Source organism: Lactobacillus sp. WILCCON 0149 (genome assembly GCF_057197965.1).
Window position 1 is genome coordinate 1,011,769 of the sequence record NZ_JBUBHO010000001.1, and the last position, 14,341, is coordinate 1,026,109.

The window sequence follows — 14,341 nt, forward strand, 5'->3', positions numbered from 1 at the left end:
TGCCTTTTGGCATGTCTATACATCACTCTTTCCGGGTGTAATAGCAAGCGAATCAGGGGTATTTCTCACGTAAAAAATTTTCCGATTATCCTTGGCTGAAACTGTGCTTAGTACACAAAGAAATCAGCCTGCGTCCGGAAGCTCGACTTCCTTCACAAGGTCAGAATACAGGAGCTTTTTGCCGTCCCGGACGACATACACATTTTCCGAATCACCGGTATCTTCCACATAGCGACGGAGGATAACCGAGGCATATTTCGGATCAAGCTCCATCGTCATGCAGGTGCGGTTCAGCTGCTCGCATGCCATGAGCGTGGAACCAGAGCCTCCGAAGGTGTCGAGGACGATTGCATTTTCCTGCGTAGAGTTCGAGATCGGATAGCCGAGCAGGTCGAGAGGCTTGCTTGTAGGATGATCTTTGTTGCGCTTTGGCTTGTCGAAATTCCAGATCGTCGTCTCGGAGCGTCCCGCGTACCACGGGTGTTTTCCGTTCTGAAGGAACCCATAGAGGACCGGCTCATGCTGCCACTGGTAGTCGGAGCGACCGAGCACGAGAGAGTTCTTCACCCAGATGCACACGCCTGCTAGATGGAATCCTGCATCGACGAACGCACGCCGGAATGTGAGCCCTTCCGTATCGGCGTGGAAACAGTAGGCCGCGCCGCCTTTCTCGAGGTGGTCTGCCATGTTCCTGAACGCGGAGAGCAGGAAGTTGTAGAACTCCTCGCCCTTGAGACTGTCGTTTTGGATGGTAAGCCCGTCCGACGCCTTGAAAGAAACGCCGTAAGGCGGGTCGGTCAGAACGAGGTTCGCTCGTTTGCCGCCCATAAGTGTAGTTACATCTTCTGGTTTAGTTGCGTCGCCGCACATCAGGCGGTGTCTTCCGACCGTCCAGATGTCGCCGGGTTCCACGAACGAGGCTTTTTCCAAAGCGGCAGTCAGGTCGAAGTCATCGTCCTCGATGGTATTGTTATCACTTCCGTTTAAGAGTTTCTCGAGCTCCTTGTCGTCAAAGCCAAGAAGTGACAGGTCGAATGATTGATCCTGCAGATCGGATAGTTCAACGGATAGCATCTCCTCGTCCCATCCGGCATTTAAGGCGAGCTGATTGTCGGCAAGGATGTATGCACGTTTCTGCGCCTCGGTCAATTCTTCTGCAAACACGCAGGGAACGGTCGTGTAGCCTTCCTCGCGGGCAGCCATGATCCTTCCGTGTCCGACGAGGATGTTGTAATCCTGATCGATGACCGCCGGAGATACGAATCCGAATTCGCGGAGGGACGCACGGAGCTGCGCGATCTGCTCCTTTGAGTGTGTTCTTGCATTTCTTGCGTAAGGCACCAGCTTGTCGATCGGCACCTGTTCCAGTCTTTTTGTGTTCATATCTTATAGTCCCTTCCTTGCGCGGAGCAGGCGTTCCATTACGTCGTCCTGCACATCCGCACCGTTGTAATCCGTCAGACAGTTTTCTTTCACAACCTGATAGATCTGATACCAGAGCTGGTTCGTCTGTTTCATGTAGTTCTGCGACATCGTGACGAACGGAGACGCGATGGGCTTTCCACTGGTCGGATGCTTCGAGAGCATCGAGTAGCGGGAGATCGCATGCTCGCACTGAATCCACCTCGCGACGCTCATTGCGTACTGGTCGATGAGCTGTCGGGAGACGAGCTTCTCGCAGCCAAGGCTCGCAAGCCACTCCCAGGTTTCCTTGAACACGTCCGCCGCACACAAATCGATGCCGCTTTGCTGTTTTTCGAGCATATAGTCGCGCGGGTCCGGCGCTTCGCGGCCCTCCATGTCCGGAGGTTCGGGAAGGTCCATGATCTGCAGTTTCCTGCCGCCGGGATTTCCCGCATCGATTTTTTCCTTGATTGCTTTGCTCGGGCGTCCCTGCCCGAAACGTTGACCGCCTCTGGCAGTTCCGTCTTTCGCCATATAAATTCACTCCTTCAAAGCCCGCTTGGGGCTATTCCTCGTTTGTTTTCGCTTTTTTCGCACAGAAGACCCCGCGCCGTTTTCCGCAGGCGAAGGCAACAGAGATTTTGACCGCCCCTACCTCGTCGTCGCAAAGATTTATCTGTCGCCGCGTTCCTTGTGGATCTTCTCGTGGCAGGAGCGACAAAGACTCATGAGGTTCGACTCGTCGTTCGTTCCGCCTTCGGAGAGAGGAACGATGTGGTGTACTTCCTCAACCGCAACATATCGTCCGTGCTTCAGGCACTCCTCGCAGAGGGGATGCTTGTGGACGTAACGCGTGCGGATGCGCTGCCACGCTCTGCCGTATCGTTTGCCGGTAGAGTAGCCACGCGTGAACTTCTCGTAGTGCTTTTCCATCAAAGCCTTGTGCTTGTCGCAGTACTGTTCACCGTCCTCGCAGAGGTTCGGACAGCCGGGATAGCGGCAGGGGCGTTTCGGTTTTCTTGGCATGGCTTGCCGCCTCCTTCCTGGCATAACATAAGAAAAGCCCCGAAAGGATTAACCTTCCGAGGCTCAATGCGGCTGTGCCGCTTTTCATTCTGTTTTTCTATTGTAGTTATATCACAGGCGGGTACTGCCATTCACTGCCAAACACTGCCAAAGGCTGTCAACTTTTATCCGGCACGGGGAAATGCTGCAGAGCGCTGCCATGGATGCGGAAGACCGTCCGTTCCGACACATTCATCAGGCTTTCGATTTCTTCCCATGTGCAGTTGTCGACGTACCGGTAGCGCAGCACCAGCTGTTCCTCCGGGTTAGTAATCGTATCAATGCGGCGGTTGATCTCATCTCGCAAGGATATGAGCTGCGCCACCTTTTTCTCAACGTCAGCCTGAATCTCTGCTACCTTTTCCAGACAGTGAACGAAGTTCGCGTCAGAGGGACGGTTCGGGTTATGTGGCATGCCGTCGAACCTCGAACCGGAAATGCTGGTGGACATTTCTCTCCAGTAGTCAATCTCACGGAGGCGGGCATTGATCAGCGCGTCTAAGTGCTTGGCTTGCATCAGGTATTGTTTTGGCGTCATGATTCCACCTCCTCTTGAAGTTTTCGGATTAACAACTCGCCATCGACCGAAGTCAGGCACGCATACCATTTAGAGTGGAAGAAGCGTTCCAGTTCATCCCTGTCTGCCTTCGCCGATTTGCTTTTCGGATTCAACCGTAGTGTTTTCAGAGCTTTTCTGTAGTCTTTGACTGCCTGCAGCACGATGGCGTTTGCGAGATTTTCATATGGGTCAGTCATCGCATCACCGCCTTCACCGCGTCGATCAGAGCTGACTGCGTTTTGTCTTTACGTCGCAGGGCGTTCAGAATCTGTCCGTCGATGGTGTCTGCAGTGACGATGTGCTGGATAACGACAGTCCGGCTTTTCTGTCCTTGTCGCCAGAGTCTCGCGTTCGTCTGTTGGTAAAGTTCAAGACTCCATGTGAGCCCGAACCAGACAATCGTGCTTCCGCCGTCTTGAAGATTCAGGCCATGTCCTGCGGAAGCAGGATGAATCAGTCCGACCGGGATCTGTCCTGCATTCCAGTCCGTGATATCCTTTGATGATTTGATTTCTCTTACGTCAAACCGTTTCCGGATTCTCTCAAGATCATGCCGGAACCAGTAGGCAATGAGAAGCGGCTTGCCGTTTGCGGCTTCGATGATGTCCTCCAAGGCATCAAGCTTCCGGTTATGGAACTCGATGATCTTCCCGTCATCCGAATAGACTGCACCGTTTGAGAGCTGTGCAAGCTTGCCGGTAAGCGTTGCGGCGTTCGCAGCGGTGATCTCGTCGCCGTGAAGCTGAAGCGCAAGTTCGCTTTTCAATTCTTCATATCGCTTGCGTTCGTCTTCGGAAAGCAGCACGTCATATTCTGTAGATATGAGCTCGGGCATCTTGAGATGGTCGGAGGACTTCATCGAAATCGTAATGTCGGATATCTGTTGGTAGATTGCATCCTCGGCACCGGGCAGTGGTTTGTAGGAGTAGATGATTTCGCCGTTTCTCTTGTCCGGCACGAAATAGTTCAGCCGGTACTGGCTGATGAATCGCCCGAGACGTTTTCCCTGATCGAGAAGCTTGAACTCCGCCCATAGATCCATGAGACCATTGGAAGAAGGGGTGCCGGTAAGACCGACGATCCTCTTAATGAAAGGCCGAACCTTCATTAATGCTTTGAATCGCTTGGATTTGTGATTCTTGAAGGATGAAAGCTCATCAACAATTACCATGTCGTAATCGAATGGGACGCCGGAGCTGTCAATCAGCCATCCGAGATTTTCTCGATTGACGATCGTGACGTCTGCGCCTTGAAGGAGAGCAGCTTTTCGTTCTCTGGCGGTTCCGACCGCGACTGCGTAGGTGAGTCCGGACAGATGCTTCCATTTTTTGATCTCTGCTGGCCAGGTGTCCCTCGCCACACGAAGTGGTGCGACCACCAGAACACGATGAACCAGAAAGCTGTCGAACAGAAGATCGAAGACAGCCGTCAGGCTGATCACGGTCTTTCCAAGACCCATGTCCAAGAGAACGGCAGCGATCGGATGCGTCTCGATGTAGTCGATGGCGTATTTCTGGTAGTCATGTGGTTTGAAGTTCATCCAGCATCCCTCCGATCTTGTCTACGTCATCAATCACATAGACCCGGTATCCCAGCTTCCGAAGGAGCCGGTGGCGTGACACTTGCAGCGATCTCGGCTTTTTACCGGGTGCCTTTAGTTCCGCGAATGCCATATGCCCGTCAGGTAATAAAATGAGACGGTCGGGCATACCTGCAAAACCCGGAGAGACGAACTTCGGCGCAATCCCACCCGCGCTTTTTATCATCACGACTAATTTGCGTTCTATTTCCTTTTCGTTCATGCATTTCTCCTTGAAAAACCTGAGGTGTGCAGGTCTCGATAGTCATTTCCTAAAACCTCTATATAAATTTTTATTTTTTCTCTATAGGGACTTTTGTATATAGACCTTCTCGACCTGCACACTTTTACTTTCAGTCCAGAAAATCCTGACCGGTTTTGAGCTTCAGGCCGTAAACGAGAATTCCGGATCTGGTCTTTTTACGCTTGAATCCTGCCTTCTCCAGATTCCCGTAGAAATCCGTCGTGCTTCTGGCGTACTCACCGGTCTGAAAGCAGACTGCGTGATATTGCTGATAAAGATCCCCGGATTTTTCCGTATATGACGGATCTACATCGCAATGCTCGTCAATGAACTGCCCGAGCCAGTCATTGTCCTCACGGTATTTGTCAACGGCGTCTCTGACCGCCTTCGGTTCCGGTATCTTGAATCCCTTTGCAATGGCAATTTCAGCACCTTCGATAATCCATGAAAGGATCGCCGGGCCCGCCTGCTCGAAAAGGTAGTCGGAGTAGTTCTTGATGTCGGATTTCCCGGTGATCTTTGCATTGAACGGAATCACGATGAGCCTGCGCCAGGTACCGTCATCATTGGCGGACACCTTCGGCAGGTAGTTCGTATAGAGGACGAGTGTATGCGAGGGATCAAAGTGGAACGGGTCCTTATATTTCTTTTCCGCCTCGATCGGATCGACGCTGCAGAGCTGCTTTACCATGCCGGTATTGAGCCTTTGACCTTCTTCAAGTTCCGACGCGATAATGAGACGCTTGCCTTTGAGCTCCGCCATTTCCGGTTTGACGTTCCTCTTGCAGTTCATGGTGAGTGCTTCGGCGGATATCTTGCCGGAGTAGTTACCGAGAACTCTGGCGATGGTGTTCCAGAAGGTGGATTTTCCGTTTGCACCGCCGCCGTAAGCGATGATCATCTGTTCCGCATAGACGCGTCCGACTGCCGCCATGCCGACGATCTGCTGCACATAGTCGATGAGCTCCATGTCGCCGCAGAAAAACAGGTCAAGATTCTCACGCCAGAGATTCTTTCCCGTATCACCGGGAGAGCAGGCTGTAATCTTGGTTATGAGATCATCGGGGTCATGCGGATGGCTGCCTGAGAGACCTTTCGTCAGGTCGTAGGTAGCGTCCGGCGTGTTGAGAAGCTCCGGATCGTAGTCGAGTTCCGAAACATCAAGCGCCAGCATCGGCTTTGCAGCATTCTGAGCATTGACGATGTTCTTGTAGTTGCGGTATTTCATGACGAACTTCTTATATGCGTCCGCGCCAAGCAGGGCATAGAGAAGTCCCATCTTGTTTTCTGGGACGGCATTGACAAGAGCCTTGCTTCTTGATTTGACGTCCGATTCTGAGACGCCGATGGCAGTCAAGTTTTCTTCCGCGATCCGGATCGCCTCCGTCGCGTCGAGCAGCTGGTCGTCCATGAAGTTTTCAACGACTCCCAGCGATTTCTGCTTGTCCTCATACCAGCGGTCTCCGCCGAAGGCGATGAAGTCCGTGGCGCTGGTGAAGCGAAGTTTATTCTTGCATTCCTTGGCGATCACCTTGGCCTCGCCGATGTCGGAGTAGTCTTCCGGCTTCAGGAAACTGGTGCCAAACGTATCCTCATACTCATCCGGAGGAACATATCCGTCGCTTCCTTCCACTTTGTTCTTGAAGAACTTCAAAGCGCTGTGCCAGATGGTACGCAGCTCCCTTGCGGGAAGTGGAGGTTCACATTTGGCGGCGCGTTCCAGATACGATTCATAGGCTTTGTCCGTGTTCCCGAATCGTTTCAGCACGCGGCCCGCGAAATGAGACATCGTGTTGTTGCGGCTCCCCTCAGGAATGGAGCCTCCGGTGTAATTCGGTTCCTCCGGTGCTTCCTCATCCGGCGCATCCGGCAGAATCTCATCAATCGTAAGAGTGCCTTCATGCCAGAACACGTCTTCCGGTTTTACCTTCACACCATACAGAAAACGAGCCGCGTCGAGCGCCTTGGAGTCAAAGAACGGAAATTGCCGGATACCGGACTTCTTAAGCGCTGTAAAGGCAGCGGCATCTGAGCAGGTGTTGATCGGTGCGAACAGATGAAAACGGGGACGAGCTGAGTAGCTGTCTTTTTGAAGCATGTTGTGGCGGCTGGGAGAAGCAGCGAATGACACGTCAGCAAGAGCACCTTTTGCCAGATTCTCCGGTGTCACCCAGTCGTCCGGGTTTTCTGAAAAATCGTTGTCACAGTCCCAGACGATGGCGTCGGCGGAGATAAAGTTGTCGTTCGAACGATAGCTGTTCTGATATGCCGCGGTCACATGATCGTGGGCGACGGCAGCCGCGAAATCTTCCGGACCATTGATAATCGCTTCATGCGGATAGAGGCAGTTGGCCTCATTTCCCGTATAGTCGGCGGTGTATAACGTGAATTTCATGTTTAATCGCAGACCTCCTTCGATTCGTCCTCGAGCACCTTCGTGATGAATTTGAGTGCCCGGATCATGGTTTCCAGCTCGCAGTCACCGCCGAGCGTGACTTCAAATCCTGCCGCGTCTCCATAGCGGTCGCGTAAAACATGAACGTCCATGTCTGTGCATGCCGCGTCGGAAATTCTGAAATAGGTTCTGCCGCCATGCCCGGTGTCGCCGCCCATGTAACCGGTGGTTCCGGCCTCCACATCGAGGATGTTGGCGCTTACGACTTCACGTTCATAGGTTGTGATTTCCGTCCCGTCATCCAGCACCTTGGTGTGTTCGTTAATTTCGTACATGCTTAAACCTCCTGACAATCTTCTGTAAAGTGGCGCAGATGGTAGCCTTTCCATCTGGCACGCTTGATTTCCGTTTCCATACCGGCAGAGATCCTGTCCCCGAACACCCAGACCTCGGCGCATTTGCTCATCAAGGCGTTTCCGAAGAACAACCCGAGTTCGCGTTCCGTATCGTCGTTGTCATCAAGGAACTGCGGAAACAGAAGATGCGGTGCAATCGGGATGAATCCCCGCTCCACGGCAAAGCGGCAGTAGCGTCTTGCGGCGTCTACGTTTTTCTCCACATCCCCGGAATACGGGGAGCAGATGTAGACGATTGGACAAAAGGCCCTGAGCGACCTGCGTTCCTCGTCCTCGATGTTCTTGAGGGCCTTGTAGCATGTCGGGTCCGGATAGCCTTCGCTGTTTCTGTAATCCATGCGGTTTACCTCCTTTCCGAGGCGTTTTTTCACCTCTACTTTCCACTGGAGAAGGGCAGCCGTTTTGAGCGGAAAAAACTCACCTCCGCTTTTCAATGGAGGTGAACAGAAAGAAGGTTATTGCTCGATGAGCGGAAGGTTTCCGTCCGCCTTCATCTGTTCGTAGATGAAGAGCCTCCCAGCCTGCGTCCAGTAGGTATGGACGGCGGTATGGATTTCGCCGTCGCTTCCAGTGAAGGTTGTGGTTTTTGTAGATGTGTAACCCTTGTCCGCGTACTGCTGATAGAGGAGCCAGATGCCGCTCGGCTGTCTGAACTGAATGCCTTTCTCATGCAGCCATTTGTTCATCCGTTTAGCGCTCCAGCCGTAGTCCTTTGCAATCACGGAGATGGCGACAAGATCCTTGCAGTTCAGGACAACGTCGTAATAGCTGACCTTCGGTTTCATCTCAGCAATCTGCTGCGTCTGCACAGCGACCGTGTTTTCAAGCTGCTGTCTTTTCTCGCGCTCCGCTTTGAGCTCCTGCAAAGCCGCGATGGCGATATCCGGGTTTGCCAGAATGTCGTCTATGGCATAAAGGCCGTGTTTGCGGATGGAAGGCAGGACCTCCGAGGTCACCCAGTGCTTGAAGCGTCTTGCCGTTGGCAGTTTGCTTCCGAGGATGAGAGAATACAGACCGGACTCGTTGATGACGATGGTTTCCTTCATCTGATTTCCGTCGAAAACCATCAACTTCTGCCGATCTTCCTCATCCACGTGACGGTTGATATCTCGACTACCGTTTTGGTACTCGAGGATGTCAGCGACGTCCTTGCCGACGAACCACGGCTCATTGCCGATCGTGACAGTACGGACAGTTCCGAACTCTGCGTTTGTGAATGTTGTTACTTCGTTTGTCATAAGATTTTCCTTTCCGGGCGAGCGGAAAGTTTTGAATGCTCACCCTTTCACTTTCCACTGGAGAAGGGCAGCCGTTTTGAGCGGAAAAAAATCACCTCCGCTTTTTTGGCGGAGGTGAGAGCTGTGTATTATGCTTCAATCTTTCTTATAGAATGGCGTGGTATAACCGTCAGCGCGAAGGATAAGCCCAGGGGTCCACGGCGGTGTGCGGCCCATCTGCTCGCAGATCGCGTCAAGGGAGACTGATGGGTCTGCTTCGATAATCAGCTCATCATGGACGTGCATGACGATCCGGCAGTTTCGAAGCGTCTTCATGGCATAGCACAGAATGTCGCGGGAAGTGGCCTGTACGATGTTTTCCACGAATTTCGGACCATAGGAGTCGAGACGCTCCCATTTCTTGGAAGGGCCGATGCCCTCATAGGTGATGCATTCGCTTCCGAACCTGTTTGTTCCGATCTTCGGCTTCACGTAAGCGAGTCTTCTGCCGGAGGGAAGCCTGATGAAAAGCATCCCGGAGCGGTATTCGATCTTCAGACCGTAAATAATGGAAGGAGCATGATAGCGAACAGCGTTCATGACCGCCCGGTCCACATCCCACCAGAACTGAACGATATGTGGATTGGTCTGCCGCCATGCGTCGACCAGAGGAGGAAGTTCGTCCTCGGAAAGGCCCATCTCAAGAGCACCCATCGCCTTGAGCGCCCCGACGGAGCCGCCGTAGCCGAGCGCGAGCTCCGCGATCTTGCCTTTCTGACGCAGGTGGCCGTTCACGCCGTGCTTCACGACCGGCACATGGAACATCTGGCTTGCTGACGCGCAATAAATGTCACCGCCTTCTTCGAACACCTTCTGCCGCCACTTCTCACCGGCATACCAGGCGATCACTCTTGCTTCGATCGCGGAGAAATCAGCGACGTAAAAGAGCATGCCGTCCTTCGGGATGAAGGCCGTGCGGATGAGCTGAGAGAGCGTGTCCGGGACATCCTCATAGAGCAGCTTGACGGCCTCGAAGTTTCCGGATTTTACCAGAGCACGCGCGGAGGCCAGGTCTTCCAGATGATTCTGCGGGAGGTTCTGCAATTGGATGAGCCTGCCTGCCCAGCGGCCTGTTCGGTTTGCACCGTAAAAGGCGAACATGCCTCTGGCCCGGCCGTCATTGCAGACGGCCCGCTGCATGGTCTGATATTTCTTTACGGATGACTTTGATAGCTGCTGGCGGAGCTCAAGGGCTTCCTTAAGTCTTGGCGGAACGGATTCGATGAGCTTGGCGACTTCCTTTTTCCCGAGGCTTTCCACTTCGACTCCCTGCAAAGCCAGCCACTGTTTCATCTGCTGCACGCTGTTCGGATTATCAAGCGATGTCAGTTCCTTCATGGCAGCGGTGAGTTCCGCACGGGAGCGGGTATCCATTTCGATCGCTTTTTCCACGAGATCCATATCCAGACGTACGCCGCGGTCGTTGATCTCCTGATCGATGTGGTATTCGTCCCATACGAAGTCCGGCACCGGGAACTTGGACAGGCGTTCCTTGATTCCCATTTCCGTTTCTACGTCCCGGATGTTATATCGCTTGAAGGCTTCCCATCTATTCAGAGCATCGCGGGGAAGGTTTCTGGTCCGGCCACCGTTCGATTTCGTTGGAGCACAGGGAACGCAGAAATATTTAATGAGGTCTTTTCCTTCGGTGAGCTTCTGTTTCTCCAGTCCGAGAACGGCACCGACGCCTTCAAGAGATCGCGGAAGTCCCATCGTGGAAGCCCAGATCATCGAGCATCGCCAGCTTTTCGGATTTAAGAAACGGGCACGTTCCATGGACAGAGGATGATCATCGAAAAACGGATCGAGACTGATTTCCATGTCACGAAGATACCTGGAGAGGCATACTCGTTCGAAGTTCGCGTTGTATGCCCATTTGACGACCTCGTCACTGACAAGCGCGTCGATGAGTTCCGGCGGAAGCCTTTCTCCCTGTGCGAGGTCGATCGTCTTGACTTCGCCGCCGTCAACGGCATATCCGAAAAGCAGAATCTCAAAGGTGGGTGATTCGGCGTACTTGTATACACCGCATTTACCAAGGCTGACGTCGCTATATGTTTCAATGTCGATGCTGAGTGTTTTCAATTTCTACCTCCAATCAAACAAGCGGTGGAGACCTCTCCCCACCGCCTGCCGTCTGTTTTACTTTGAGTTCAGCTCTTTCATCCGCGCTTCGTGGTATTCCTTGTCACGCTGTGCCTTTTCAAGCTCGAGCTTTTTCCTATCGGCTTCCCACTTCGCGTTTTCCTTGTCGCGCCTGCGGTCATCGACCGTATCAACAATCGAACGAACGATCCAGAAAATGGCGAGGATAATATACAGGGCCAGGGTCAAAGCGCAGAGAACATATGTCCAAGTCATGGTAGCCTCCTTCAGTTCAGGAAATCTTCATCGTCATCGGTTGCAAAATCGGACTCGGCACTTGCCTTGCCTCCGAGCGGCTCACCGTCGCGGATCTTCTGCAGGTTGTTAAGCCCGCAGGCGATGCCCTTGTTGCCGGAGCTGTTGAAGGCGTAGAAGGTGATGGAAGCACGCCCGTAAACGCCGCTGTACACCTCCGAGCGGGTGAGAATCGGATTCAGATCAGCATCCACGATGCCCGGCGCTGTTGTGGCGTTCGCATTGACGAAGTAAGCGTTTTTGTACGCCTCATCGTCCGGACGCTCTGCGTCGCCGTCACGGAGAGGGGTCTTGATCGCCGACAGGGCCGGCACGGTCTTTCCGTTTCCGCGGAGCTTTGCCTCGCCTTCCTTGTAGGCCGCCTCGATGGCCGCCTTGATCTTGGTAAGCGTTGCGGTATCGGACTTCGGAATGATGAGGCTGACGCTGTATTTAGGAGTCCCGCCGTTGATCGACTTCGGCTCCCAAACGTTTGCGTAGCTCCAGCGGGTGTTCGGTCCAGTGATGACCTTCATCGGGTTAGCGATTCTTTTACTCATGATCTTTTTCCTCCATAAAATCGTTTTTTGCTGTGTTCATGGCCGGGCGCTTGTCGCTGTCCGGCACGAGAGTAGGTTTGCCCTGTGGTTTCTCAATGTAGGCTGTAAGAAGCTCCTCAAAGCGGTTCTTTCCGAGCATTTTCTGCATAGCGGTGATACCAAGCAGCTTCTTCTCATACGGGTCGTACCCGGCATCAGCGACTGCCTTGGCGACGGATGTCTCGTCGGTGTACTTGCGGACGGATCGTCCCTCGACCAGCTTGAAGCCGTGCCATTCCTTTCCGGAAAGCGCCTTCTGGAGCGCGTATTCCTTGATGTCGGATGCCCATGAGACCAGTCCGTCCACCTTGGAAAGAATGACCTCGATCTCAGCGTCGGACAGTTCCGGTGGCAGCTTGAAATCATGCTGCGCGAGCTTCAGGTTCTCCTCGGCCCGGGCACGGCAGATATTCTTCGATTTGCAGAACCGGCACCAGTCGCCGCAGGAGAAATTTCCCTTGCCGTCCCATGCGAGATCCGCTGCGGGCTTCAGAACTTCTTCGGCCCAGGTGAGCAGATCGATTTTCGGAAGCTGCCACTCACTGATGTTCTGGCGTCTCGGCTGGTAGATATGCAGGGCGATGTCGTCGATATCGTAGATGCCATCGAAGAGAGACAAGGCTCCGAGCGCGTAACATTTGAGCTGCGGATTGTCCTCTGCTGAGACCTCGATTCCGGTCCCGTACTTGAGGTCTATGATGTGGAGCGTTCCGTCTGCGATGACAAGTGCATCTGCGGTGCCGAAGCCCTGTTTCACCCAATGGGAGAAATCAACGCGCTGTTCAACCATGACAGTCGGGTCTGCACAGGTTTCCTTTGCGGCCTGCACCTGTTCGAGTACGTAGCTGACGTATCCGTCGGTCGCCTCATCCATTTCCTCGTTATAGAAATCGAGGTTCTCTGTCGGATCGTCCGCAGGATAACCGAGCGCCTTGCGGAGTTTGTATTCGGCAAGAGCGTGTGCGCAGGTTCCTTCCAAGGCGTAGATGCTTCCGTTGTCTTCAAATCTCTCACTGAGCCTGACGGACGGCGGGCAGTGAAGCCATCTGTCGGCAGACGAGGCAGAGAGAACGGCGTGTGAATTAGCTGCCATTTCCGAGCACCTCCGCGTCCTTCATCAGGGCTTCATAATCTGCCGGATTGACCTTTGAGAGCTTGTCTGCACCGTACTTCTTAAGCAGATCTCGAACCTCGGCGGTATATCCGGCACGGGACCTGTCCGCCAGTACAGCACGGACATCTTCGAGCTTCAGTTCTTTCTTCGCCGCTTTCTGTACCGACGCTGATTTGACTGAAGGATCATTCTCGGTTCCAGAGAACTGCTGATAAAGCCAGTCGGCAGCGTTGTTAATAGCAGCGGCCGCATCTCTGAGTTCTTGGATGGTCTGATCCATTTCGGCCATTTTTGACATAGGTTTTTCCTCCTTCCTCGGGTTGTCTGTCGGCGGCAAGAATCGTCAGGTTTCTTGCCAGTCTTGCGGATACGCGGCTGATGGCATTCAGGAGTCTGATCTCCTCATTTGCCGTGTTCACCGATGCGCCTCCGCTGTCTGCGTAGTTGCGATACATGTTTTTCACCTCTCTTTCCGGGCTGGTTTCTTTGCCCTTCACCTTCCACTGGAGACGGGCAGGCAATTTGAGCGGAAGAAAAATAAAAAAATCTGCCACTGTCCTGAAATTGGGACAGTGGCAGACAGATAATGAATTAGTTGTTGCGGAAGTCTTTGAATTCGTCGCGGAATTTCTTCATCTCGTCGGCGAACGTTCTCTGCTTTCGACCGAGAAGCTCTGCGACTTTTCTGTCCGAGATGCCTTCCGGATGATCCAGCCAGATCTGGATGATGCGGTCGGCTTCCGGATCGATTTCATGAAGGCGCTTGATGAGACGCTCCAGCAGATCACGGTCTGCCGTGATTTCTTCCGGCGTAGGCTTTTCGTCCTGTACGTAATCGCCGCGTGTTCCTTCACCGTCCTGCAGCGGATCGTCAAGAGAGACTTCGTTCCTTGTGTGGAATTCACAGTCAAGACAGTTACCATCGCAGAGCCACCACTTGTCGCGAGGGCAGAAGCAGCGCCCCCAATACTGCTCACGCTTCCGAAGATTTGTGCGCCACTGATCGAATTCCTTGTACTGCTCTTCCGGCACTTCGTACCATGTGTGGGTGTTCTTGTCATAGATTCGTTTGCCTTTGTTGTCACTGTTTTTCATGCGCGATACCTCCGTTCGCTTCTCCCGAACCGGAGGCCGCATATAAAAGGAGCGTGGCAGGCCTGACGGAACGGGAATTAACTCGTTTCGTTCGGCCCACTCACGCTCGTAGAATGGGTGTTATTTACTTGTGACCGTTATGGCTGTTCGAGCCACCTCTGTGCACCGGGGTGAACGGCCATAACAGCAGGCGGTTTATCGACATGCCTGGGTCG

General features: G+C 53.4%; 17 protein-coding genes. All 17 read right to left on the reverse strand.

The features are described 5' to 3' along the window. Positions 1-123: 123 nt before the first annotated feature. On the reverse strand, positions 124-1,383 hold the full coding sequence (locus ACYVUV_RS04745) for a site-specific DNA-methyltransferase (protein WP_484499084.1): 1,260 nt from the start codon (positions 1,381-1,383) through the stop codon (positions 124-126). 3 nt (positions 1,384-1,386) lie between these two features. Further along, a complete protein-coding gene (locus ACYVUV_RS04750) occupies positions 1,387-1,938 on the reverse strand; it encodes a P27 family phage terminase small subunit (protein WP_484499085.1) in 552 nt (183 codons plus the stop codon). Positions 1,939-2,076: 138 nt separating this feature from the next. Continuing rightward, positions 2,077-2,430, reverse strand: coding sequence for an HNH endonuclease (locus ACYVUV_RS04755; protein ID WP_484499086.1), 354 nt, complete (start codon positions 2,428-2,430; stop codon positions 2,077-2,079). Between the two features lie 157 nt (positions 2,431-2,587). Continuing rightward, complete coding sequence (locus ACYVUV_RS04760) at positions 2,588-3,007, reverse strand: DUF1492 domain-containing protein (protein ID WP_484499087.1); 420 nt, start codon at positions 3,005-3,007, stop codon at positions 2,588-2,590. Beyond that, positions 3,004-3,225, reverse strand: coding sequence for a hypothetical protein (locus tag ACYVUV_RS04765; RefSeq protein ID WP_484499088.1), 222 nt, complete (start codon positions 3,223-3,225; stop codon positions 3,004-3,006). The genes ACYVUV_RS04760 and ACYVUV_RS04765 overlap by 4 nt, the downstream gene beginning before the upstream one ends. After that, entirely contained in the window at positions 3,222-4,568 is a 1,347-nt protein-coding gene (locus tag ACYVUV_RS04770) for an SNF2-related protein (protein ID WP_484499089.1), read from the reverse strand. The genes ACYVUV_RS04765 and ACYVUV_RS04770 overlap by 4 nt, the downstream gene beginning before the upstream one ends. Next, positions 4,549-4,830: a VRR-NUC domain-containing protein gene (locus ACYVUV_RS04775; RefSeq protein WP_484499090.1), complete on the reverse strand. Its 282-nt coding sequence runs from the start codon at positions 4,828-4,830 to the stop codon at positions 4,549-4,551. Before ACYVUV_RS04775 ends, ACYVUV_RS04770 begins: the two co-directional genes overlap by 20 nt. A 130-nt stretch (positions 4,831-4,960) precedes the next feature. After that, positions 4,961-7,246 carry a phage/plasmid primase, P4 family gene (locus ACYVUV_RS04780; RefSeq protein WP_484499091.1) on the reverse strand — a complete coding sequence of 762 codons (2,286 nt, stop codon included), beginning with the start codon at positions 7,244-7,246 and terminating at the stop codon, positions 4,961-4,963. A gap of 2 nt (positions 7,247-7,248) precedes the next feature. After that, entirely contained in the window at positions 7,249-7,581 is a 333-nt protein-coding gene (locus ACYVUV_RS04785; RefSeq protein WP_484499092.1) for a hypothetical protein, read from the reverse strand. A 2-nt stretch (positions 7,582-7,583) separates the two neighbouring features. After that, positions 7,584-8,000, reverse strand: coding sequence for a DUF7768 domain-containing protein (locus ACYVUV_RS04790; protein ID WP_484499093.1), 417 nt, complete (start codon positions 7,998-8,000; stop codon positions 7,584-7,586). A gap of 117 nt (positions 8,001-8,117) precedes the next feature. Next, positions 8,118-8,900 (reverse strand): phage antirepressor KilAC domain-containing protein, encoded by a 783-nt coding sequence (locus tag ACYVUV_RS04795; protein ID WP_484499094.1) that lies wholly within the window; start codon positions 8,898-8,900, stop codon positions 8,118-8,120. A gap of 135 nt (positions 8,901-9,035) precedes the next feature. Further along, complete coding sequence (locus ACYVUV_RS04800; RefSeq protein ID WP_484499095.1) at positions 9,036-11,024, reverse strand: DNA polymerase; 1,989 nt, start codon at positions 11,022-11,024, stop codon at positions 9,036-9,038. 57 nt (positions 11,025-11,081) lie between these two features. Beyond that, the gene (locus tag ACYVUV_RS04805) at positions 11,082-11,300 is read right to left on the reverse strand and encodes a hypothetical protein (protein WP_484499096.1); all 219 of its coding nucleotides are present in this window, start codon (positions 11,298-11,300) and stop codon (positions 11,082-11,084) included. A gap of 11 nt (positions 11,301-11,311) precedes the next feature. Continuing rightward, on the reverse strand, positions 11,312-11,878 hold the full coding sequence (locus tag ACYVUV_RS04810) for a DUF2815 family protein (RefSeq protein ID WP_484499097.1): 567 nt from the start codon (positions 11,876-11,878) through the stop codon (positions 11,312-11,314). Beyond that, complete coding sequence (locus ACYVUV_RS04815) at positions 11,871-13,010, reverse strand: DUF2800 domain-containing protein (RefSeq protein ID WP_484499098.1); 1,140 nt, start codon at positions 13,008-13,010, stop codon at positions 11,871-11,873. Before ACYVUV_RS04815 ends, ACYVUV_RS04810 begins: the two co-directional genes overlap by 8 nt. Beyond that, positions 13,000-13,329: a DNA ligase gene (locus ACYVUV_RS04820; RefSeq protein ID WP_484499099.1), complete on the reverse strand. Its 330-nt coding sequence runs from the start codon at positions 13,327-13,329 to the stop codon at positions 13,000-13,002. The genes ACYVUV_RS04815 and ACYVUV_RS04820 overlap by 11 nt, the downstream gene beginning before the upstream one ends. A gap of 293 nt (positions 13,330-13,622) precedes the next feature. After that, entirely contained in the window at positions 13,623-14,126 is a 504-nt protein-coding gene (locus ACYVUV_RS04825) for a hypothetical protein (RefSeq protein WP_484499100.1), read from the reverse strand. Positions 14,127-14,341 lie beyond the last annotated feature (215 nt).